Origin of the sequence: Trinickia terrae, assembly GCF_005144415.1 — a bacterium.
In the GTDB taxonomy this organism is placed as follows: Bacteria; Pseudomonadota; Gammaproteobacteria; order Burkholderiales; family Burkholderiaceae; genus Trinickia_A; species Trinickia_A terrae.
Window position 1 is genome coordinate 222963 of the sequence record NZ_SWJE01000012.1, and the last position, 22979, is coordinate 245941.

Genomic DNA, 22979 nt, shown 5'->3' on the forward strand with positions numbered 1-22979 from the left:
AAGATCGTCGAGAGGAGCGGCAAGCGCCGCAAGCGGGCGGGCGCACCGCTCGCCGCATCCTAGCGACGCCCGGCTTGCTTCACAAACAAGTTTTTCCGCTTTCGATATGGCGTTTTCAGCGAAGAGAAAACGGTGGTCCGGATCGGCAAGCGTCTCGAGGCGAAGCACGAGCCGAGCTATCAAAGATAGCCATTGCCTCCCTAGCAATTTCGCCATCCTTATCGATCTTTATCGCCTTCGGTTTGTGCCACCGATCGAAAACACCCGCCCGTTATCGTTCCGTCTTCATGGCATCGCTTCGCGACACCCGCCCCACTACCTCTCCAATGTGACAAATCCCTTTCAATGCAAGGTTGCAGCACCGCTCGCCGCCAACGCTGTCAACCCTGACAGGGTATGGATTCCCCCTTTCACATTCGTCTCAAGACGACGTTTCCGCATAGCAGTTGCACTGACAACCAACTCAACGCAGAGACGTCATGCCACCCGTCACCCACGCCAACTCGCTACGCTGCACACCGCTGCTACAAGGCCTGCCGGACAAGCTCCTGCTGCACATCGAAGAACACGTCACCCCCTGGCCCGATCACCGCAACCGCCTGCTGTTCTTCAAAGGCGATCCCGAGAACTTCATTGCCTTCGTCCACCGCGGCCACGTCTACCACACGCTGCACGAGCCCGGCGGACGCGAAATCATCCTCGACTACACGCTCGCGGGCGGCCTCGTCGGCGAAAGCGCGCTGCTTCACCCGCATGGGCGCAGCTTCAACGCCGAGCTGAGTCCGGATTGCCAGGTGTCGCTGATCCATTGCCAGCACTTCGCTCCGCTCCAGGCCGATCCCGCCTTCATGATGCGCATCCAACAGCAGCTATGCGGCCGCCTCCAGCAACTCAGCGACTTCGTCGAATCGGCCTGCCTGTATCGGCTCGAAGCCAGGCTTGCGCGGCACCTGCTCACGCGGATGGAGGGCAGCGAGCAACGCGATGTCAGGCTCCCCGCCAACCAAAGCATCATGGCCGCCATGCTCAACGTCAGCCGTCCGCGGCTCAGTACGCTGCTGCAGCGGTGGCAGCGCGAAGGCCTGATCCGCCCGCATGCGCACATGCTGCGGATCGAGAACCCCGAGCGTTTGCGCCACATCGCGGCCGAAGCGTGAAGCCCGCGGGGCGCGCTCGCGCCTTGCACTCATGGCGAGGCGCCCTCTCTTTCGAATCCCGCCGTCACTGTTACGTACGCGACTGCATTCCTCACACCATTACGCCGATTCTGCTGCTTCCACACCCACGGAGACCGCAGAATGACCACGACAACCCACCCCGGCGACAGAGCCGCCGCTCTCACGAACCAGTTCGACCACACCTGGCGGGAGATGCACGGCAAGCTGCGGCGCCGCGCCCGCCTCCTGTGCAAAGGCGACCCGCATCGCGCCGACGACCTGCTCTCCGACACGGCGCTCAAGGTCCACGTCTACATGCTGCACTCGCCCGAGCGCGTGAAGAACCTGGCGGGCTTCCTGTTCCTCGCGCTCAACCACGCTTTCCTCGACCACGCGCGGCGCCGCGGACGCGAGGACCGCGTGATCGAGCACGGCGCCGAATGGGACGACGACTACGTCATCGAGATTGCCGACCACGCGCCTCCCGCCGAGCAGCAGGTCTCGCTCAAGCAGCAGTTCGCCCGCGTGGAGCAGGCGCTGGCCACGCTCACGCCGCAGCAGCAGACGCTCTTCGCCTTGAAGTTCGAAGAAGACCGGCCCTATCCGCAGATCGCCGCCGTGCTCGGCATCAACGAAACGCTCGCGCGCAAGCGCGTGGAGCTGCTGCGCAAGAAGCTGCGCCAAAAGCTCGACTGAGCGCCTTCACAAACGCATCCCCCGTGCGTCCGTAATCACAACACCAGCCAGGCGGGCCTCTTTCGGTCCGCCTTTTTCCTCAACCCCCATGCCGTACCTAAGGAGTCGTCATGGCAGACAACACCGCCGTCAACGGACAGATCACCGATGCCGTCACCCAAACCAACGTCAAAGTCGTGGCGGAGGCCCCGGCCCAGGCGATTGCCTCGCTTTATCAATTCGCCAGCCACTCGGCCGGCCTCTCGCTGCAGAACGCCGTGCACAGCCAGCAGGCGCTGAACCAGATTTCCAGCGCCGTGATCTCCAAGGCCGTGACGATGATCCTGTCAGTCGGCGAGAAGAGTTGACGCCGCGCGCCAAGGAGACGTGAACCATGAGCCTCAAGGACTTCTTCACCAGCAAGCGGGCCGCGGCCGGCGATAGTGCGGGCGCGGCGCCTGCGGGCGGGGCCGCGGCGGCGTCCGGTGCGGCGGCAACGCCTGCCGCCAACAGCGGCGGCGCCAGCGCCGGCACCCAAGCCAATACAAGCGCCAACGCCAATTCCGGCACCGGCGCCGCCAGCCAAAGCGCCGCACCGCCGTCCAGCCCGCTCTCCGGATTTACCGACCAGATGAAAGCCGCACCGGCAGGCGGCAGCACCGATGCGCTCAACAGCCAGATCGTGCAGGCGGTGCAGATGAGCAACAGCGAGACGGCAGCCTATGCCAGCAGCCAGATCGCGATCGCGCCGAACATGATGATCACCCAGGCGGGCGGGCTCGTCGCGCAGTCGGCGGCCAACTACTTCGACGGCGCGAGCAAGCTCGCGCTGGCCAGCAAGAGCGTGCTGCTCAAGAACATGACCGAGAAGCTGGTGAAGGAGGACATCAAGGGCGCGGCCGAGGACGCGCTCGGCGTGCTGATCACCGACCTCCTGGTCGGCACCGCGGCGGCCGTGGCCGCCGCGGCCGGCGCCATCGAAGGCGAGGCCGCGCACTTCGCGCTGGACAAGATCGACCAGAGCCTGAACAAGTACCAGACGTTGCTGGACAGAAAGTCGAAAGAAGCGTGAGGCGCAGCGCTACCACACTCCCCTGCTACATCACTGAACGCAAGCCAAGGAGCCAATCATGACTCAGCAAACGGTAGTCACCATCATCGAGAAAAACTCGTTTAACGACTACACAAAAAAGACCATCGAGCAACGCATCGAAATCATCAATGACGCGTGCTCCGAAACAGAGCGCCTCATCAAGAACGGGAATCAGAACATCGATACGTCCGAGATCAGGGCCATCATCGTCGCTCCCGAATACTTTCTATCCAGGAAGTACGACGCCATTCGCGACGGCGACGTATTGTTCACACATAGGGACATCATGATTTACGCGCGCGAGGAAATCGCGAAAATCAGCACACGATACAAAAACATGCTCATCGTTCCGGGCAGCGCCGGATACATCAAAGAGGTGGACAAGCGTACGGAAAAGGGCAAGCTCAGAGTGCAAAAGGCGCTCGAAAGGCTTGCCGAAGAAGATACGGGCAACGCCGAAATCGAATATCCACGCGGCGTGACGGACCATGCGGAATACAAAGCCTATTGGGAAAGCAAGCTCGCCAGCCCCCAAACCAGTTTGTTCGTCTATTCGAACTGCATGTTTGCGTTCCTCAACGGCAGTATGTGGAAGCACAGAAAGACGCTGGGCTTCAACGAAAACAAAGACATGCCGGACGAATTCCTTTCCATTGACCGGCCGAGCGACAGCGCTGTCGTCAATATCGCCGGCAGGACTTTCGGCTTCGAAATCTGTTTCGAGCACAACCAGGGTGTGCTCAAGAAGCTCCTGGGCAAGTCCGCCGTCGACTTCCATATCGTCGTGTCCGACTACGTCGAAAAGGACAACAGCCACATCAGCTTGAAGAGCGACGGTTACTTCATCCACGCGTCCACGCGGCCAAGCGACTGCATCGTCCAGGATTCCAAGCGGAAAAAGATATCGACCACCCAAATCGACGGAAACCTTTCGTTGTATGTGATCGACACACCCGCGCCGGCCGCCGGGTTTGGCGAGCAACAGTCAAATGACACAACGATCGCCACATTCGAATGAGCAACAACTCGAGCAGAGGAAATGCGCTTTCCGCCTTGAACGTCCATTTTCACGAAGTCCGACCATGCTCATCAAATTCATCTCCATGCCATCGGGCCTGCAATTCGTCGGCTGGGCCGGCCTGGGCCTGCTGATGACTGCCGCGGGCCATGTGCTCGTGCGCAAGCTGATACAGCCACCGGACACGCATGCCCATAACGGCGAGCTCGGCACCATCATCGCCGTCGTGGGCATCTTCTTCGGCCTGATCATCGCGACGATGCTCGCGCGCGCGGTCAGCCATTTCGACGCCGCGGTCGAGAGCGCGAGTCACGAAGCCAGCCTGAGCGCGGCGCTGTATCGCGACGCGGCGCAAGGCTCCCCCGAACTGGCGAAGCGGGTGCAAGGCCCCTTGCTCCGCTATCTCGAGAGCGTCGTCCAGACCGAATGGCCCAGGCAAAGCGGCGGGCTCGACGTCGCGCCCGAGTCGTCGAGCCTCGCCGCCATCAGCCGCGCGCTCGGCGACTACCAGCCCGACACCCCGAAGCAGCTTGCCTACCTGAACATGACGCAGCGTCAGCTCGACGCGCTCTACGCCGCCCGCCACGCCCGGCTCGCCAACGGCGACATGACGATCCCCGGCGAAATCTGGGCCGTCAAGCTGGTCGGCCAGATGACGCTCATCGTGTTCGGCTGGCTCATGCGCATTCAAAACAAGCTGATGCACTTCCTGCTGGTCGCGGGAATCGCGGTGTCCGTCTCGATCGTGCTGGCCGCCACGCTCATCTACGACACGCCGTTCTATGGCGACATCTCGGTATCCGACGCGCCGTACCGGCAGGCCATGCGGGACATCGAAACATCCGCGCTCGCCTACTGACGAGCCCGCACGCCGCTCACGCTTCACAGCCGCGCCGCGGGCACGTCCCTTTGACAGACATCGTCGCAGCCCATCCAAACAGATCGACCGCCATGCCCTCGCCCGCGCAGGACTCCAATCTCGAAGCCCCGCAGCCGGGCATGCCGGGCAGCCTGCCGTCGCTGGGCAAGAGCCCGATCCATCTGCTCTCCGCGCTTGTCACCGTCTCCATCGACAAGCTCTGGGACCTGATGCTGCTCGATATGGCAAAGGCCATGCCGCTACAGGAGAAGGCGCGCTTCTTCCTGGCCGTGGGCCTGCTGTTGCTGGCCATCACCACCGTCAGCGCCACGCTGACGCAATGCCTGGTGGACAAGGACGCCCTCGGCATGGCGCTCGCCAAGGGGCTGGCGATGGGCATTCTGGCCGGCCTGCCGTATTCGTTCAGTTCCACCGAGATGGGCCTGCTCTTCATCGGCTGGTCCGGCATCAACGAGTTGCAAAAGCAGCAGAAGCAAAAGCAAGAACAGGAACAAGACCCGCAGCCTTCCACCACCACATAGGAGAACCCGCCATGCGCTCGTCATCCGTCCTTTCGCGACGGCTCGCCGCCATCCTGCTGACCACGCTTGCCGCCGGCCCCGCACTCGCCGCCGCGCCCCCGCTGCCCGCGCTCGGCGCCGACGCCAAACAGGTGACCGTATCCGGCCTGTCGTCCGGCGCCTTCATGGCCGCGCAGTTCAGCGCCGCCCATTCCGCCAGCGTCGCCGGTGCGGGCATCGTCGCCGGGGGGCCGTTCTATTGCGCGGGCCTCGGCGGCCTGAACGGCGCCGAACGCTTTTTCACCACGGCCACCACGCTGTGCATGAATTCGCCCGGCCCGGCTCCGTCAGGCGCCGCGGCCTTCAAGGCGGCCGAGCGCTTCGCCTCTGAAGGGCTGATCGACCCGGTGAGCAACATCAAACGCCAGCGGCTCTACATCTTCACCGGCGCTTCGGACAACATCGTGCTCTCCAAGGTGGTCGCGCAAACCCTGGCCTTCTACCGCAGCGCCGGCGTGCCGGAGCAGCAGATCAAGTACATCGACACCACCAACGCCGGCCACGCGTTCATCACGGCCAATGCGAAGGACCTGGCCTGCCCGGCCAATGCCGCGCCCAATCTCAACAACTGTGGCTTCGTGCAATCGCAGGACATCCTGCGCCAGTTGTACGGCAATCTGAATCCGCCCGTCGCCAAGCCCGGCGGCGACCTCGCGGACTTCGACCAGACCGCGTTCGCCAAGGGCGGCTACACGGGCTTGTCCGACGTCGGGCACGTCTACATTCCCGCCGCCTGCCGCACGGCAAGCTGCCGCGTCCACGTGGTGTTCCACGGCTGCATGCAGGAAGACAGCCGCATCGGCGACCGCCTCTATACCACCGCCGGCTACAACGAGATGGCGGACAGCAATCGCATCGTGGTGCTGTATCCGCAGATCCGCGCCGATCCCTCGCGCAATCCCCTGGGCTGCTGGGACTTCTGGGGCTACAGCAGCAAAGACCCCGTCAAGCCCGATTTCTACGCCAAGCGCGCGCCGCAAATGTCGGCTGTCGACGCCATGATCCAGCGCCTCACGAGCCCCCGCAAATAAAGGACAACCGATGAATACACCGTACATGGCAACCGAGCCGGGCAACGACGGCGGCAGCCCGCAGGATTGGCCCCTCTTGCTCGGCAACCTGATGCTGGCCCGCATGCCGTCGGCGGCCGAGTGGAAGCAGACGCTCAAGGCCTGCCTCGCGAGCAGCGAGAGCCTGAGCGAACGCACGCAGGAAGCGGCGCAGCAGTGGTCGTCCGCATGGCACCTGCGCGCCGATACCGCCGGCTTCATCGAGTATTGGCGTCAGTGCGGCGAGACCGCCCAGCAACTGGGCAAGCGGCTCTTCGACTGGCAGATGCAAGCGGCCGCGCAATGGCAGCAACAGGGGTACGCGCTGCTGCCGCAATTGCTGCACGCGCGCGGCGAAGGCGACATGGTGCTCGTCTCCTGCGCCGCGCAGCAGGCCGCCAGAAAACAATGGGACGACCAGAACGGCGCCTTGATGCAATGGTTCAGCGGCATCTCGCCGGCCTTTCTCCAGTGCCTGCAGCTGTGGCTCGAAGCGGGTCCGGAGAGTGCGGGCGGGGAGCGCCCCGATCCGGCCGCCTGATGCATCCGCTCGCGGCCCCATCGCGGGCCGCCTTCGTTTCCCCTTTTTCAGCCGCGAGGAAGCACCATGAAAACGAATCAAGCCGGCCTCAACCTGATCAAGCAGTTCGAAGGGCTGCGCCTCATCGCCTATGCCGATGTGGTCGGAGTCCTGACCATCGGCTATGGCCACACGGGTCCGGATGTGAAGCCAGGCCTGATCATCACCCAGTCCCAGGCCGACCAGCACTTGAGCGACGACCTCGCGCGCTTCGAGAGCGGCGTCGGCGCTCTCGTGAAGGTGCCGCTCAACGCCAACCAGTTTTCGGCGCTCGTCAGCTTCAGCTACAACCTGGGCCTCGGCAATCTTGGAAGCTCGACGCTGCTGCGCCTCTTGAACCAGCGCGACTACCCGGGCGCGGCCCTGCAATTCCCCCGCTGGGACCGGGCCGGCGGCCGCGAGCTTGCTGGCCTGCTCAGGCGCAGGCAGGCGGAGCAGGCGCTCTTCGAGGCCCCGGTGGCTGCCTGACCTTCACAACCGTCCCTGTGACGACGTCCTTGCAAACAGCCCGGCCGGGCTGTTTTCATCCATTCATCAACTCAGGAGAACATGCCATGCAAGACGAACTGAACCAACTGCACGACGTCGCTTCGAAGCTGCTCGGCAACCATCTGGGCACGTGGGCCGACTCGCTGATGAACGCCACCGCCGGCCACGACGACAACAAAGCCCTCAGCGTGCTGCATTCACTGCTGGCCGTCCGCAGCGCGCTGGCGCCGCTCGTCGGCAGCCAGCAGGACACGAGCCATGGCTGACGACACGCTCAACCCCGGGCTGCGCCAGATTGCCGAGCAATACCTGAACCGCCCGCTGGAAGCGAACGAAGAAGCGCAGTTGCTAAAGCTCCAACAGGGCTTCCAGGGCCGCGCGCCCTCGCCTGCCGCCGGCGCGCTCGACACCGTCGAGCAAGCGAGGCAGCAGGCGCAGCGCACCATCGGCCAAGGACAGACGCAGGCCTCGTCCAGCATGCGCGGCATCCTCGAATCGATCCAGGCCAGCTCGAGCAAGGCGCTGCAGGTGCAGCAGCGAGAGGAGCAGGCGATCCTCAAGCTGCTGGAGAGCTGCAAAACCTTGTCCGACCTGCGTCCCGCGAGTCTGAATCCTGGCCTGTCGAGCCTGCAGGCCGGCAACCAGCTGGCGCTCACCCAGATCGCCGAGCACCTGGCCAACCTCGCGAGACAGGAAGTGGAGAACTGCTTCAACCAGCACTTCGGCCCGCTTGCCGCGCAGCTGCAGGCGCTGATCCAGCGCCTGAACGAACAGGATGCGGCCAAGAGCGCCGAAGCGGCCGCGGGAGCCGGACAAGACGCCACGCCCGCCGATGATGTTCACGACCAGGGCGGCCAGGCGTCCATGCAATAGCACAGCGGGACTCCGAAGCACAGCACAGGAGGCCCGCCCCGTGCGCCCACTCTTCAACTTGAACCAAGGAGCAAACCATGACTTTTCCGACCTCCGTCAACAACCAGATCACCGACGCCGTCACCCAGTCCAACGTCAAGGTGCTGGGCGAATCGCCGGCGATGGCGATCGGCTCGCTGTACCAGACGATGGCCCACTCGACGGGCATCCTGTTCGAGAACTCGGTGTCGGCTCAGCAGCAGCAGAACACGCTGACGCAGGCTGCCTCGAACATGGGCGTGATGCAGATCTACAGCGTCGACACCATGGCCGATGCCGCGGGCACCGAGAAGGTAAGCCAGGCCGGCGTCGCCGACAACCTGACGAGCCTGCTCACGGTGCTGCAGTCGTTCCGCCGCTGATCCGCCATCCCGAGACTGGAGTTGAACTATGGCCCAAAACACGGAAGTAAACAGCCAGATCACCGACGCCGTCACGCAAGCCAACGTCAACGTGCTGGCGCAGTCGCCGGCAATGGCGATGGGGTCGCTGTTCCAGACCATGGCGCATTCCACCGGCGTGCTGTTCGAGAACACGATCTCGGCTCAGCAGCAGCAGAATGCGCTCGCGCAGGCCGGCGCCAACATGGGCGTCATGCAGATCTACAGCGTCGACACCATGGCCGATGCCGCGGGCACCGAAAAGGTGAGCCAGGCCGGGGTTGCCGACAACATGACCAGCATGCTCGCCACGCTGCAAGCTTTCCAGAACCGCTGACGCGCCGGGCGCGCAAGCCACGCTAACCGCGCAACACGCAGATACCCAGGAGAACCAAGATGACCTTTCCGACTTCCGTCAACGACCAGATCACCGACGCCGTCACGCAATCGAACGTGAAGGTGCTTGGCGAAGCCCCGGCCATGGCCATGGGCACGATCTACCAGACCATGGCCCATTCGACCGGCATTCTGTTCGAGAATGCGGTGTCGGCGCAGCAGCAGCAGAACACGCTCGCGCAGGCAGCGGCCAACCAGGGCGTGATGCAGATCTACAGCATGAACACGATGGCCGGCGCCGCCGCGACCGAAAAAATCTCGCAGGGCGGCATCGCCGACAACCTGACGAGCCTGCTCACCGTGCTGCAGAGCTTCCAGAACCGCTGAGCTTCATCGTCGTCCCGTCCTGGCCCTGGCCGACACCGGACAGCCAGGGCCGGCGGGATCGCCGCCCTCGCCCCGCATGCGCTCCGCGCTGCGGGGTTTTTTATTGCAGCATCGGGTAGATGCACGGTAACGAAACAAGCATGGGCTCTCCAAAGCGTGTGATCCCGCGCGTCGACACCGCACCATCTCACACAAATCAATAAAAACAGCTATCAGGATTTCCTGAAATTCGTTAGAGAATTTACCGATAAGCAAAGCATCATTCCAGCTATATCTTTTATTTCCTTACTCAATCCCCGATGTCACTAAAGATTCGCGCTTTTTTGTCGTCATATCGTATGCACAAAGCCAATCGGAAAAGACCAAGCATGAGCAATCGGGGAAACGCACTCACTCTTCCAGCCTTGCCGGACGCACGCTCCAGCGCATGGCAAGCCCTTTCGCATGCCTGCCCGCGCAAACGATTGCTCCGGCGCGCCTCCGCTAACGCGGAGCAAGCGCCGCTTCGGCATTCGCGACACCAATAGCCGAACATCAATTTTTTTCAGCATTTTTCAATTTATTTTCACAATTCCGTGGATATAGGAATTCTATAGATGAAGATCGCCAATCTGAGGATCGGGGTACGTCTCGGGTCCGCCTTCGCACTGGTCGTCGCGCTGCTGATCGGCACCGCCATCGTCGGCATCGCGCACCTGAACTCCAGCAGCACGCGGATGGAGCGGCTCGTCACCGAGCGCTATACGCTGATCGCGCTCAGCAACCAGATCAAGAACAACGGCTACAAGGCCAACGGCATCCTCAGCAATCTGCTGCTCACCACCTCGCCCGACCAGGCGGCGAAATACATGAGCCAATACGGCGTCATCCGCCAGACCAACGCGGATGCCTATGCCAAGCTCGAACCGCTGCTGACGAGCGACGAGAGCAAGAGCCTCTTCAGGGAACAGTTCGATGCGCGCTCCGCCTATGGCGCGAGCGTCAAGAAGTTCTTCGAGCTGATCAAGAACAACCAGCAGCAGGATGCGCGCGACCTCTATCAAGGCGACATGGCGCGCTTACAGGACGCCTACTATGTGCTCGTCGACAAGATGGTCGACTTCCAGGCGCACGGAATGGAGAGCGACGTCGCGCTGGCCGCCGACGAAGCGCAGAGCGCCAAGATCCAGATGGTGCTGCTCGCCATCGTCGCCACGCTGATCGCGATCGCCACCGGGGTCGTCATCACCCGCAGCATCACGCGCCCGATCAACCACGCGGTGGAACTGGCCGAGGCCGTCGCCCGCGGCAACCTCACGCACGAGTTCGAAGTCAACTCCGACGATGAAATCGGCCGCCTGCTGACCGCGCTCGGGCACATGATCGACAACCTCCACGGCATCGTCGCCCAGGTCCGCAAGGGCACCGACACCATCGCCCACGCGTCGCGCGAAGTCGCGAGCGGCAACGTGGACCTGTCGGGCCGCACCGAGCGCCAGGCCAGCGCGATCCAGCAAACGGCCGCGACGATGGAGCAGCTCACCTCGACCGTCAAGCAGAACGCGGACAACGCGCGCGAGGCCAACCAGCTTGCGGCGAACGCGTCGGTGGTCGCGGCCAAGGGCGGCGACGCCGTCGACCAGGTCGTCGACACGATGAACGCGATCAACGACTCGTCGCGCAAGATCGTCGACATCATCGGCGTGATCGACGGCATCGCCTTCCAGACCAACATCCTCGCCTTGAACGCCGCGGTGGAAGCCGCGCGCGCCGGCGAGCACGGCCGCGGCTTCGCCGTCGTCGCCAACGAAGTGCGCGGCCTCGCCCAGCGCTGCGCGGTGGCCGCGCGCGAGATCAAGGAGCTGATCGCGCAGTCGGTCAACCAGGTCGGCGCAGGCAGCTCGATGGTCGAAGACGCGGGACGGGTGATCCGCGAAGTGGTCACGAGCATCAAGCACGTCACCGACATCGTCGCCGAGATCAGCTCGTCGAGCCAGGAGCAGAGCGACGGCATCGAGCAGGTGAATCAAGCCATTGCGCAGATGGATCAGGCCACTCAGGAAAACGCCTCGCTCGTGGAAGAGAGCGCGGCCTCCGCGAGGGCGCTGCAGGAACAGGCGGACGAGCTGACCGGCATGGTCGGCACGTTCAAGCTCAACGACGGCCTGCTCAACGCGCACCGTTCGTCGTTCGAAACAAGCGCAGCGCAGCCTGCACGGCTCCGCGCGCAGATGGTGTCTTGAAGCGCGGGGCCTGTTCACACCAGTAGCAGGCCCCAGGTATCGACAGAGGTAGAGCAGTCCCACGGATGGAGACGCAGGCCCGCCGTCGCAGCAGGCTTGCCACAAAGAACACGGAACGCAGAGGCGGTCGATCCGAGCCGCCACGCGTTCCCGGCCGTCTCGCCATCCGCTTGAAGGCGCTCGCCCCGGCATGCCCTCTGCCGTTTCGGGAACCGCGAGCACCGGCATGCGGACGTGCGGACATGCGAGATCCGATCAACGATTTCTCTTCCGGTGCCATTCTCATGTCTACCCTCCACACCGAATACGCCGACGCCTCCACGCTATCTCCCGAGCCCTCTCCCCTGCGGGCCGCGGCCATGCCGCAATCAGCGGCTTCGCCACAGGTCGCCCGCTTCATCGACGCATACCGCGAGCAAGGCCACCGCTGCGCGCGGCTCGATCCGCTCGCGCTCGCGCCGCTGCCCGCCCTGCCCGCGCTGAAGCCCGACTATCACGGGCTGCATCCGCTGCAGGAGCGCGCGAGCGACGACTGCGCGCTGCCCGGCGCCGTCACCGTGCAGGAGCTCGCACGGCAGCTCGAACGGACCTATTGCGACACCATCGGACTCGACTGCAGCGGCATCCGCAGCAAAGCGCGCCGCGGCTGGCTGTTCGCGCGCATGGAGGCGGACCTGCTATCGCCGCCGCTCGCGCCGCGCGAGCAAGGCAAGCTCTTGCAGCAGTTGCTCGCCGCCGAAATGTGGGAGCGCCACGTCGCCCGCAGTCAGGCGCATGCGAAGCGCTTCTCGCTCGAAGGCTGCGAGAGTCTCGTGCCGCTGCTGGAAGCGCTGGTCACCAAGGCTGTCCAAGGCGGCGTGCGCCAGGTGTTTCTCGGCATGCCGCACCGCGGCCGCCTGAACGTGCTCGTCAACCTGATGGGCTTCGACGTCGAGAGCATGCTGCAGTGCCTCAATCCGGATTCGGACCTCGCCGCTCTGCAGCGCGACCTTCCGTACCATCTCGGCGGCGCCGCGCGCATGCCGACCGCGCACGGCGAAGCCGCGCTCTTTCTCGCCCATAACCCGTCGCATCTGCAAAGCGTGTTTCCGGTCGTGAGCGGCATGGCGCGCGCCTACCAGGACGAGCATCCCGAGTCGCCCTGCCTGCCGGTCGTGGTGCACGGGGACGCGGCCTTCGCCGGCCAGGGCATCGTGGCGGAAACGCTGAACCTCACGCGCCGGAACGGCTACGCGCTCGGCGGCACGATCCATGTGATCGTCAACAACCAGGTCGGCTTCACGACGCCGAACCGGATGAACGTCGAGGCGGACGACTATTGCACCGACGTCGCGCGCATGATCGACGCGCCGGTGATCCGCGTCAACGCGGACCATCCGGAAGCCGTGCTGCGCGCGGCCAGCATTGCCTTCGACTACCGTCGGGTGCATGGCGCCGATGTCGTCATCGACCTGATCGGCTATCGCCGCCTCGGACACTCCGAGCACGACATCCCGTCGCTCACGCAGCCGTTCGTGCAGGCCGCGATCGCGTCGCACCCCACGGTCACCGAGCTGTATCACGCGGCGATCGCCGAGCCGGCGCCGCTCGCGCAGATGCGCGACGATGCCTTGCAGCACCTGTTGTCGCGCCCGGGCGAGCTCGGCCCGTTCAACGTCGCGCCGGCCGATCGGCCCGCAGCGTCCCGCCCATTGCAGCCGCTCTCGCACGCGCGCCTGCGCGCGCTGACCGCCGCGCTCGCCACGCCGCCGGAAGGCCTGCTGCTGCACGAGTTCGTGCGCAACCTGACGGACAAGTGGAATGCCGCGGCCTCGAGCGAAGACAATGCCGTGGACTGGCCGCTCGCCGAGAATGCCGCGTACGCATCGCTGCTCGAAGAGGGACACGGCATCCGCCTCTCAGGCATGGACGTCGGCCGCGGCACGTTCATGCACCGCCATGCCGTGTGGCATGCGCAGCCTGGCGAAGCAGGCGGCGCCGCCAAGGCCTACGTCCCCCTCGCGCACATCGCCGCCGGCCAGGGCCGTTTCGACATCGTCAATTCGCCGCTGACCGAGGAAGCCGTGCTCGGCTACGAATACGGCTACAGCGTGCAGACGAAGACGCGCCTGACGATCTGGGAAGCGCAGTTCGGCGACTTCGTCAACGGCGCACAGGTCATCATCGACCAGTACATCGCGCCGGGCGAATACAAATGGGGTTACCGCTCCGCGCTCACGATCCTGCTGCCGCACGGGCACGAAGGCGTCGGCCCCGAGCACTCGAGCGGCTTTCTCGGCCGCTTCCTGCAGCTGTGCGCGGGGCAGAACCTGCGCGTGGCCGTGCCGTCCACCTCCGCGCAGTGGTTCCATCTGCTGCGCGAGCAGGCCGCGGCGGAGCATGCAAAGCCGCTCGTGGTCATGTCGCCGAAGACGCAGCTCTACAGCAACCGCCGCTCGCATGCGCCGTTGCGCGCACTCGCGAACGGCGCGTTCATGCCGGTCCTGCCGGACTCGGGCGTGCGCGCGCCGGAGCAGGTCACGCGGGTCGTGCTGTGCAGCGGCAAGTTCTTCTACGAGCTGGAGGCCGCGCGCGATGAAGCCCAGGCCGCCTCCGTCGCCGTGATCCGCGTCGAACAGCTCTATCCGTTTCCGAAGGACGCGCTGATGCAGGCGCTCGCGGCATTCCCCAATCTCGCCGAAGTCGTCTGGGCGCAGGAGGAGGACCGCAACCAGGGCGCCTGGCGCTTCGTGCGCGACGACCTGGAAGCGTGCGTGAGCCCGGGCTGCAGGCTGGCCAAGGTGTGCAGGACGGCCACGGCATCGGGCGCGCACGCGTCGATCCGCGGGCATCAGATCGAGCAACGCCGGCTGGTCAAGGCGGCGTTGCTCGGGCCGTATTGAGCAGTGTCTTTGGGAGGAGGGGTGGGTTTGCTGCGGCTTTCGTGAAACTTGATTTCGCGCCGGTCCGTATAGTCCGTCCCTCCCCGGGACCGGGGTCACTTTGGTCTTGCCCAAAGTAACCAAAGGCGTGTCCTAGGCGGACGGCCTCGGCCCGTTAGCACTCAGTCCTGTCTGCGATAGCGGTCAATGGGCTACCGCTATCGCTCGCCGTTCGTCCCGTTAGCACGCGGCACAGAATGGCGCTGGGTCGAATCAAATCAATGCTCGCGCTAAGAAAAGGCCTAAAGAGACTTGTCTTGCGATGATGCGGATGCGCTCGTGCTCACTTTTAAACTCAGGCAACTGGAGCCCGGCCTAACCGATGTCCTCCATTTGCTTCGTCGCAGCGCCATTCCGTGCCACGTGCTAACGGGACGTGCGGCGGGCGGTAACAGTGGCCCCCAGACCGCTATCGCGAACAGCACTGCGTGCCTCCGGGACAGGCCGTCCGCCTAGGACGCGCTTTTGGTTACTTTGGGCAAGACCAAAGTGACCCCGGTCCCGGGGAGGGACGGACTATACGGACCGCCGCGAATTCAAAGTTGCACGACAACGACAACGACAACAGCACAAAACAAAAACCCAAACCTACACCATCCCCGCCAGATGAAACCGCGACGCCGGATGCCAGAGCTGCACCGACGTCGCCACATCCTCTCCGACCCAGGTGCGCCGCCACAGCATCAGACACGGCTCGCCGATCTCCATCACGAGATGGCGGCGCACCTGAGCGTCGGGCTTCTGCGCATAGATCCGGAACTCCGCGCGCTGGATCGGCGCGAGCCTGACCATGTAGTGGTTCGGCGTTTCAAGCGTGAAGTCCTGCTCCAGGTACTCGGGGAACACCCTCGGATTGACATAGCGGTCCTCGAACTGGATCGGCTCGTCTTCCTCGTAGTGGACGATGCGCGAGTGAAACACGGGACCGGCCTCGAGCCCCAGCGCGTCGATCGCGCCCGCGTCGTCGCTGCGCTCGAGCGTCAGCACGCGCGCCGTGTGGCGATGGCCGCGCTCGGCGATTTCGTCGGCGATGTTGCGGATCTCGAGCACCGTCGATTCGTAGCGGCGCCGCTCGACGTAGGTGCCCGCGCCCTGGACGCGCGTCAGCACGCGCTCCGCCGTCAGCTCCCGCAACGCGCGCGACACCGTCATCCGCGCGACGCCGAACTCCTTCACGAGCTCGGCTTCGGTCGGGATCGCGCTGCCGGGCTTCCAGTCGCCGTCGGCGATCCGCTTCACGACGTAGCGCTTGATCTGCTGATACGCGGGCAGCGCGCGCGCCGGGACGTTGTCGCCGCGCGCGCCGGCTTGCCAGTTGAGAGGGGGTCGTTCCGTATCGCTCATGGTCACATCGAACGGTTGAGTCATGCGGCGGCTCGCATTACAGCACAGGCGGGGCCGAGCCCGCCACGATGGCGGCCGCCGCCGCGATGTCGCCGGCGAGCGGGCGGTCGTCCCGGTACGCCGGGATGCGTTCGCGAACGCGCGAGAGCAGCGCATCCGTCCGCGCGGCGCGCGGCACGCCGCCCGGCTGCAAATCGTACGCCTGCGCCGCCGCCAGCAGCTCGATCGCGAGCACGCGCGTCGCGTTCTCGATGATGTCGAGCGCCTTCTGCGCGGCGGGCGTCGCGTGGCACAGGTGATCTTCCTGCAGTGCCGACGTGATGCCGCCGTCGAGACTCGCGGGCGCGGCGAGCCGCCGGTTCTGCGCTACCAGCGCCGCCGCCGTGTATTGCGCAATCATGAAACCGGAGCACATGCCGCCCGGCTCGGCGAGAAACGCCGGCAGGCCGCTGACGAGCGGATTGACGAGGCGGTCGAGCCGCCGCTCGGCGATCGCCGCGACCTGCGCCATCGCAACGGCGAGGCTGTCCATCGCGAGCGCGATACCCGCGCCGACCGCGTGGGCCTGCGAATGGGCGCGCGGCGCTTCGCGCGTGCCGGTGACGACCGGATTGTCGGTGACGGACGCGAGCTCGCGATCGACGACGTCCGCCGTCGCCGCAAAGGCGTCCCGCGCCGCGCCGTGCACGTGGGGAATCGTGCGCAGGCTGAGCGGGTCCTGCGTGCGGCGGCCGGCCGCCGCGGCGAGCAGGCCGCTGCCGGCGAGCGCCGCGCGCATCCGCGCACCGACGCGCTCGATGCCCGGCGACACCCGCAACGCAAGCGACGCCGCATCGAATGCGGCAAGCTGCCCGCCGAGGTTCTCGAAGCTCATCGCAGCGACGCCGTCCGCCCAGTCGAGCAGCCGCTCGGCGCGCGCAAGCGCAAGCGCCGCGAGCCCCGTGACGCACGGCGTGCCGTTGACGAGGCTCAAGCCTTCCTTCGCGCCGAGCACGAGCGGCTTGCGCCCGATGCGCCGCAGCGCCTCGTCCCCGGGCAGGCGCTCGCCGCGATAGCGCGCGTAACCATGCCCGATGCAAACGAGCGCAATGTGCGCCATATGCGTCAGGTAGCCGACCGAGCCATGCGCCGGCACTTCGGGCAGGCAGTCGGCATCGAGCAGCGCGACGAGCTGCTCGACGAGCTCGGTGCGAACGCCCGAATATCCGTGCGCATAGTTGTTGATCGCCGCGGCGATGATCGCGCGCGTTTCCTGCGCGCCGAGCGGCGCGCCGACGCCCACCGCGTGGCTCATCAAAATGTTGCGCGACAGCGCGCTCTGCTCGGCGGGCGACACGATCACGTCGCACAACGCGCCGACGCCGGTATTGACGCCATAGGCGCGAATGCCTTGCGCGACGATCTCGTCGACGAGACCGCGCGCCGCGCCGATCCGCGCCAGCGTGTCGCCGCTCAAAGCGAGCGGCTCGCCTGCCGCGACCGCCGCGATCTGCCGCCAGTCGAGCGGCTGTGTTGAACGGATAACGGTCATCGTTGCCTCAGTTCGCGGTACGGTGATGATGGCTCGACACGAACTGCTTGAAGCGCTCGGACTTCAAGCCGACGAACACTTCGTCCGGCGTGCCGTCGGCTTCGACCTCGCCCTGATGCAGGAACATCACGCGATTCGACACGTGGCGCGCAAAGCCCATTTCGTGCGTGACGACGAGCATCGTGCGGCCCTCCTCCGCGAGCGAGCGCATCACGCGCAGCACCTCGCCGACGAGTTCCGGATCGAGCGCCGAGGTCGGCTCGTCGAACAGCATCACCTTCGGATGCATCGCGAGCGCCCGCGCAATCGCGACGCGCTGCTGCTGGCCGCCCGACAGATGCGCCGGATAGTGGCCGCGCTTGTCCGCGAGCCCGACGCGCGCGAGCAGCGCCTCGGCCTCCTCGACCGCTTCCGCGCGGCTGCGTTTCTGCACGCGCAGCGGGCCTTCGATCAGGTTGTCGAGCACGGTCATGTGCGACCACAGGTTGAAGTTCTGGAACACCATGCCGAGTTGCGAGCGGATCCGGTCGACCTGCTTGCGATCCTTCGGCTGCAGCTTGCCGTCGCGGGCGCGCTTCATCGCCAGCTCCTCGCCGGCGAGCGCGACCGAGCCTTCGTCGGGCGTCTCGAGCAGGTTCAGGCAGCGCAGGAACGTGCTCTTGCCCGAACCGCTCGCGCCGAGGATCGAGATCACGTCGCCCTCGTGCGCATCGAGCGAGATGCCCTTGAGCACATGGTGATCGCCGAACGACTTGTGAATGTTCCTGACCGACAGGGCGACAGGGGCAGCGGGGTTCATCGCGGCAGTGTTCATCGGAGACTCCGGAAAGAATGAGGTACGGTCACGGCGCGACGCGGCGCGCTTCGCTGGAGGATTCCGCCACGCGCGGCGCGGATGCCGCCGGCCCGCGCAGGTGGCGCGAAAGCCGCCATTCGAGCGCGCCGAGCACGCGCACGACGATGAAGTTGAGGGCCAGATAGATGAGCGCCGCGCAGATGAAGACCTCGGTCGTGCGATAGGTCTGCTGGATGATCTGCTGCGCGATGCCCGTCACCTCCCAGACCGTCACGAGGCTCGCGAGCGCCGTCGACTTGACGAGCAGCACCGCCTCGGTCGAATACGCGGGCAGGCATTGGCGCAGCGCGATCGGGCCGATCACGCGCCGCAGCAGCGCGAAGCCCGACAGGCCGATCGAATAGCCCGCCTCGATCTGCCCGATGGGCACGGCCATGAGGCCGCCGCGCACGATCTCGGCGGTGTAGCCCGCCGTGCACAGCGCGAGCGAGAGCACCGCGCACGCGTAAGGCTCGCGCAGCAGCGGCCACATGAAGCTCTCGCGGATCACGCCGAACTGGCCGAGCCCGTAGTAGACGAGGAACATCTGGATCAGGAGCGGCGAGCCGCGGAAGATCAGGATGTAGAGCCGCGCGAAGCGGTTCGGCAGCCAGTGCGGCGAGACGCGCATCGTCACGATCACGAGCGACAGCAGGCCGCCCAGCACGAGCGACGAGAAGAACAAGCCGAGCGTCGTCGGCACGGCGGCGAGCAACTGGCGCAGCGTGTCGGCGAGAAAGTCGAAATCGAAGGACATGTCCTCTCCCCGTCAGTTGCGCGCGAAGTTGCGCCGGAACGAGCGGCCCACATAGGCCTCGGCGCGGTTGAACACGCGGTTCGATACGCCTGTCATCAGCAGATAGAGCGCGCCGCCCGCAACGAAGAACAGGAAGTACTGATGCGTCGAATTCGCGGCGACCTGGCTCGTGCGCAGCAGCTCGGCGAGCCCCGTGACGGAGATCAGTGCCGAATCCTTGAGGCTCAGCTGCCAGACGTTGCCGATGCCCGGCAACGCGAAGCGCAGCACCTGCGGAATCATGATGCGGCGCATGACCGTGAACGTCGGCATGCCGATCGCGCGCGCCGCTTCGAGCTCGCCCTTCGACACCGCGAGCACGGCCGCGCGATACACCTCGGCCTGATACGCGCCCGAGATCATGCCGACCGCGAGCGCGCCGATCACGAACGGCGGCACGCCGATGAAGCCTTCCGCGCCGAACCATTGCCCGACCGTGGTGACGAGCGTCGAGCCGCCGAAATAGAACAGGTAGATGACGAGCAGCTCGGGCACGCCGCGAAACACGGTCGTATACACGTCGCCCAGCAGGCGGGCGCTGCGGTGACGAGAGAGCTTCGCGGCCGCGACGATCGCGCCGAGCACCGCGCCGACCGCGAGCGCGGCGAGCGTCAGCGCGACCGTCATCAGCGCGGCGAGCAGCAGCACGCTGCCCCAGCCATCGCTTCCGAAGCCTAGTTGTTGGATGAGCGCCATGCGTGTCTCCCAAGCATGCGTTGAGCGGACACGGGCCGTAACGCCAACGCCGCGCATCGTCCGCGCGGCGTTGGCGCACGCCCGTTCGATTTACGGCGTGACGTCAGTCTTGAACCACTTGTCGGAAAGCTTCTTCACGGTGCCGTCCGCGAGCGCCGCGCCGATCGCGGCATCGAACTTCGTCTTCAGGTCTTCGTCCTGCTTGCGGAACGCGAGCCCTTCGCCCGGCCCCCAGATCGGGCCGCCGATCTTCGGCCCGGCGAGCACGACCGACGCGTTTTCCTTCTTGTCCATGTTCGCCGCGTAATAGGTGACGTCGTCGAACGACGCGTCGATGCGGCCTGCGACGAGGTCGAGATCGCGCTCGGGCGAGGTCTTGTAGACGCGGATCGACGCGATGTCCTTGAAGCTGTCGTTGATGAACTTCGTGTAGACGGTGCCCGACTGGATGCCGATCGTCTTGCCCTTGAGCTGCTTGCGCAGCGTGTCGACAGTGGCCTTGTCGGCGGCCGAATCGCCCGTCAGCTTGACCACGGGCGCGCTCGGGGACGCCTTCGGCATGATCTTGGTGTCGGTGACGGCGAACGTTGCGGGCGTCGCCGCGTACGGCCGCGAGAACGCGAGGATCTTCTCGCGCTCCGGCGTGATCGAGATCGCGTCCATCAGGATGTCGAACTTGCCGGCCTGCAGGCCCGGAATCATGCCGTCCCAATCCTGCGCGACCATGTTGCACTGGATCTTGATGCGCGCGCAGACGTTGGCGAGCAGCTCGGGTTCGAAGCCGCCCAGCTTGCCGCCCGGCAGCGTGAGATTCCACGGCGCGTAGCCGCCTTCCAGCGCGACCGTCACCGTCTTCCATTCCTTCGCCTGCGCCGGCGCCTGTGCGGCGAGCGTTGCCGCCACCGCGGCGGCGACGCCGATCGACCTGATTGCCAACTTGATGCGCTTGCCGTTCACGTGATTTCTCCTTTCGTTGAGGACGCCATCCCTTCGGTCAAGCACGTTGCCTCAGGAATTTGTCTATACAAGCATGCAAGAAGAAAAACGGCACCACAAGGGGTGATCAAAAAAGAACCCGGAAAATGCGGGAAATCCCCTAAAAAACGGGACATTTCGCGCTTCGATCTGGGGAAAACAGGCACGAAGTTGGTGCGTCTCGTCTAGTCATTTGACGATAATGACTAGACAAATTTGATGCTCATTGATTTTCGAGCGTCGCCAAGGGGTGGCCCGAACGAGCCGGCACACGGCCGCGGCTTGCGCATCCGTTAGAATCGCCGCCACCGATCGGACACGACGACATGACCAGCGAACCCACCGCCACACCCTTCAGCGCGCTTGCGCTCTCGCCCGCCACCCTCGCCAACCTCGCGCAACTGGGCTATGCCGCCATGACGCCGATCCAGGCGGCGAGCCTGCCCATTGCGCTCGCGGGGCACGACCTGATCGCCCAGGCGAAGACCGGCAGCGGCAAGACCGCGGCCTTCTCGCTCGCGCTGCTCGCGCGGCTCGATGCGCGCCGCTTCGACGTGCAGGCGATGGTCCTGTGCCCGACGCGCGAGCTGGCCGACCAGGTCACGCAGGAAATCCGCCGTCTCGCGCGCGCCGAGGAAAACGTCAAGGTGCTGACGTTGTGCGGCGGCACGCCGATGCGTCCGCAAACGGCGAGCCTCGAGCATGGCGCGCATATCGTCGTCGGCACGCCGGGACGCATCATGGATCACCTCGAGCGCGGCAGCCTCGCGCTCGATGCATTGAATACGCTCGTGCTCGACGAAGCGGACCGGATGCTCGACATGGGATTCTTCGACGACATCGCGAAGGTTGCGCGTCAGTGCCCCAAGGAGCGTCAAACGCTGTTGTTCTCCGCGACCTACCCCGACGGCATCGCCAAGCTGAGCCAGCAGTTCCTGCGCAACCCGAAGGAAGTGAAGCTCGAAGAGCGTCACGACGACAGCAAGATTCGCCAGCGCTTCTACGAAGTGACCGAGGACGAGCGGCTGCACGCCGTCGGCATGCTGCTGAACCACTATCGCCCGGTGAGCACGCTGGCGTTCTGCAACACGAAGCAGCAATGCCGCGATCTGCTCGACGTGCTGCGCGCGCAGGGCTTTCATGCGCTCGCCTTGCACGGTGAGCTGGACCAGCGCGAGCGCGACCAGGTGTTGATCCAGTTCGCGAACCGCAGCTGCTCGGTGCTCGTCGCCACCGACGTCGCCGCGCGCGGCCTCGACATCGCGCAGCTCGAAGCAGTGGTCAACGTCGACGTGACGCCCGATCCCGAAGTGCACGTGCATCGCATCGGCCGCACAGGCCGCGCGGATCAGGACGGCTGGGCGCTGAGCCTCGCGAGCATGGACGAGATGGGGCGCGTCGGCGGCATCGAGCAGGCGCAAGGGCGCGAGGTCGAATGGCAGCCGCTCGCCGAGCTCGAGGCCGCGAGTGACGAGCCGTTGCTGCCGCCGATGGAAACGCTGCAGATTCTCGGCGGACGCAAAGACAAGATCCGCCCCGGCGACGTGCTCGGCGCGCTGACGGGCGACGCCGGTTTCAGCGGCGCGCAGATCGGCAAGATCAACGTCACCGAGTTCTCGACGTACGTGGCGGTCGAGCGCAGCGTCGCGCGCGACGCGCTGCGCAAGCTCAACGCGGGCAAGCTGAAAGGCAAGAAGGTGAAGGTCCGGTTGATGGACGAATCGCAGTGACCCACCCTTTCCCGGTACCAAGGGGCACGGTTTCGTGAAGCATTTCATTTCATCGGCGGCGGCTGTCGCGACGAGCGCGCTCGCGTTGGGCGCTTGCGCATCGCAGCCTTCAAGCTCGGCAGAGTTTTCTGCCGCGCCGGTGAAAGTCGCGAACGTGTGATTGCAGGCGATGACTGTTGAGCGAGGAAAGCTTGTCATCCGGCGCGAGCTTTGAAACACGTTCCGTTTTCTAGAGCAGCCGCGATATTCGCTCGGTCCGATGAACGGATAGGATCCCTGACTTGAACGTTGCACTCCTTCCGGAAAATTTCAAACTGTTACCCGAACGACACCGTGTCATCAGCACTGATTTCAAGTTGTTGATGACTTCGCTAATGGCGCTTGTTAGCATACTCGACGCCATCGTCTATCGG

24 protein-coding genes are annotated in these 22979 nt (G+C 65.2%); 18 read left to right on the plus strand and 6 right to left on the minus strand.

The window, feature by feature from the left end:
• Positions 1-479: 479 nt before the first annotated feature.
• The 17 genes from FAZ69_RS22205 to FAZ69_RS22285 all read left to right on the plus strand — a co-directional run bounded on the left by FAZ69_RS22205 (position 480) and on the right by FAZ69_RS22285 (position 14620).
• Positions 480-1157 (plus strand): Crp/Fnr family transcriptional regulator, encoded by a 678-nt coding sequence (locus FAZ69_RS22205; RefSeq protein WP_136897235.1) that lies wholly within the window; start codon positions 480-482, stop codon positions 1155-1157.
• Positions 1158-1298: 141 nt separating this feature from the next.
• A complete protein-coding gene (locus FAZ69_RS22210; RefSeq protein ID WP_136897236.1) occupies positions 1299-1853 on the plus strand; it encodes an RNA polymerase sigma factor in 555 nt (184 codons plus the stop codon).
• A gap of 110 nt (positions 1854-1963) precedes the next feature.
• Complete coding sequence (locus FAZ69_RS22215) at positions 1964-2200, plus strand: RebB family R body protein (protein ID WP_136897237.1); 237 nt, start codon at positions 1964-1966, stop codon at positions 2198-2200.
• 26 nt (positions 2201-2226) lie between these two features.
• Positions 2227-2904 (plus strand): hypothetical protein, encoded by a 678-nt coding sequence (locus FAZ69_RS22220; protein WP_136897238.1) that lies wholly within the window; start codon positions 2227-2229, stop codon positions 2902-2904.
• A 58-nt stretch (positions 2905-2962) separates the two neighbouring features.
• Positions 2963-3943, plus strand: a complete 981-nt coding sequence (locus FAZ69_RS22225; RefSeq protein ID WP_136897239.1) for a hypothetical protein — start codon at positions 2963-2965, stop codon at positions 3941-3943.
• Between the two features lie 64 nt (positions 3944-4007).
• Positions 4008-4802 carry a bestrophin-like domain gene (locus FAZ69_RS22230; protein WP_169708729.1) on the plus strand — a complete coding sequence of 265 codons (795 nt, stop codon included), beginning with the start codon at positions 4008-4010 and terminating at the stop codon, positions 4800-4802.
• A gap of 50 nt (positions 4803-4852) precedes the next feature.
• Positions 4853-5344 (plus strand): hypothetical protein, encoded by a 492-nt coding sequence (locus tag FAZ69_RS22235; RefSeq protein ID WP_136897241.1) that lies wholly within the window; start codon positions 4853-4855, stop codon positions 5342-5344.
• Between the two features lie 11 nt (positions 5345-5355).
• Positions 5356-6414: an extracellular catalytic domain type 2 short-chain-length polyhydroxyalkanoate depolymerase gene (locus tag FAZ69_RS22240; protein WP_136897242.1), complete on the plus strand. Its 1059-nt coding sequence runs from the start codon at positions 5356-5358 to the stop codon at positions 6412-6414.
• 10 nt (positions 6415-6424) lie between these two features.
• Positions 6425-6973, plus strand: coding sequence for a hypothetical protein (locus FAZ69_RS22245; RefSeq protein WP_136897243.1), 549 nt, complete (start codon positions 6425-6427; stop codon positions 6971-6973).
• 66 nt (positions 6974-7039) lie between these two features.
• Positions 7040-7480: a lysozyme gene (locus tag FAZ69_RS22250; protein ID WP_136897244.1), complete on the plus strand. Its 441-nt coding sequence runs from the start codon at positions 7040-7042 to the stop codon at positions 7478-7480.
• A gap of 86 nt (positions 7481-7566) precedes the next feature.
• A complete protein-coding gene (locus tag FAZ69_RS22255; protein ID WP_136897245.1) occupies positions 7567-7767 on the plus strand; it encodes a hypothetical protein in 201 nt (66 codons plus the stop codon).
• Positions 7760-8374, plus strand: a complete 615-nt coding sequence (locus tag FAZ69_RS22260; RefSeq protein WP_136897246.1) for a hypothetical protein — start codon at positions 7760-7762, stop codon at positions 8372-8374. Before FAZ69_RS22255 ends, FAZ69_RS22260 begins: the two co-directional genes overlap by 8 nt.
• A gap of 77 nt (positions 8375-8451) precedes the next feature.
• Positions 8452-8775, plus strand: a complete 324-nt coding sequence (locus FAZ69_RS22265) for a RebB family R body protein (protein WP_136897247.1) — start codon at positions 8452-8454, stop codon at positions 8773-8775.
• 28 nt (positions 8776-8803) lie between these two features.
• On the plus strand, positions 8804-9130 hold the full coding sequence (locus tag FAZ69_RS22270; protein WP_136897248.1) for a RebB family R body protein: 327 nt from the start codon (positions 8804-8806) through the stop codon (positions 9128-9130).
• Between the two features lie 59 nt (positions 9131-9189).
• On the plus strand, positions 9190-9516 hold the full coding sequence (locus tag FAZ69_RS22275) for a RebB family R body protein (protein ID WP_136897249.1): 327 nt from the start codon (positions 9190-9192) through the stop codon (positions 9514-9516).
• A 596-nt stretch (positions 9517-10112) separates the two neighbouring features.
• Positions 10113-11738, plus strand: coding sequence for a methyl-accepting chemotaxis protein (locus FAZ69_RS22280; RefSeq protein ID WP_136897250.1), 1626 nt, complete (start codon positions 10113-10115; stop codon positions 11736-11738).
• A 284-nt stretch (positions 11739-12022) separates the two neighbouring features.
• Positions 12023-14620, plus strand: coding sequence for a 2-oxoglutarate dehydrogenase E1 component (locus FAZ69_RS22285; RefSeq protein WP_136897251.1), 2598 nt, complete (start codon positions 12023-12025; stop codon positions 14618-14620).
• 627 nt (positions 14621-15247) lie between these two features.
• On the opposite strand, the gene hutC is transcribed toward FAZ69_RS22285, so the two are convergent.
• From hutC to FAZ69_RS22315, 6 genes are all read right to left on the minus strand, one after another.
• On the minus strand, positions 15248-16003 hold the full coding sequence (gene hutC / locus FAZ69_RS22290) for a histidine utilization transcriptional repressor HutC (protein WP_136897285.1): 756 nt from the start codon (positions 16001-16003) through the stop codon (positions 15248-15250).
• Between the two features lie 37 nt (positions 16004-16040).
• Positions 16041-17534 (minus strand): aromatic amino acid ammonia-lyase, encoded by a 1494-nt coding sequence (locus FAZ69_RS22295; RefSeq protein WP_136897252.1) that lies wholly within the window; start codon positions 17532-17534, stop codon positions 16041-16043.
• Positions 17535-17541: 7 nt separating this feature from the next.
• Positions 17542-18333, minus strand: a complete 792-nt coding sequence (locus FAZ69_RS22300; protein WP_136897286.1) for an ABC transporter ATP-binding protein — start codon at positions 18331-18333, stop codon at positions 17542-17544.
• Between the two features lie 43 nt (positions 18334-18376).
• Positions 18377-19126 (minus strand): ABC transporter permease, encoded by a 750-nt coding sequence (locus tag FAZ69_RS22305; protein ID WP_136897253.1) that lies wholly within the window; start codon positions 19124-19126, stop codon positions 18377-18379.
• Between the two features lie 12 nt (positions 19127-19138).
• Positions 19139-19861, minus strand: a complete 723-nt coding sequence (locus tag FAZ69_RS22310) for an ABC transporter permease (RefSeq protein WP_136897254.1) — start codon at positions 19859-19861, stop codon at positions 19139-19141.
• 90 nt (positions 19862-19951) lie between these two features.
• Complete coding sequence (locus FAZ69_RS22315) at positions 19952-20818, minus strand: transporter substrate-binding domain-containing protein (protein WP_136897255.1); 867 nt, start codon at positions 20816-20818, stop codon at positions 19952-19954.
• Positions 20819-21162: 344 nt separating this feature from the next.
• Between FAZ69_RS22315 and dbpA the strand changes: the two genes are divergently transcribed.
• Positions 21163-22566, plus strand: coding sequence for an ATP-dependent RNA helicase DbpA (gene dbpA, locus FAZ69_RS22320; protein WP_136897256.1), 1404 nt, complete (start codon positions 21163-21165; stop codon positions 22564-22566).
• Positions 22567-22979: the final 413 nt, after the last annotated feature.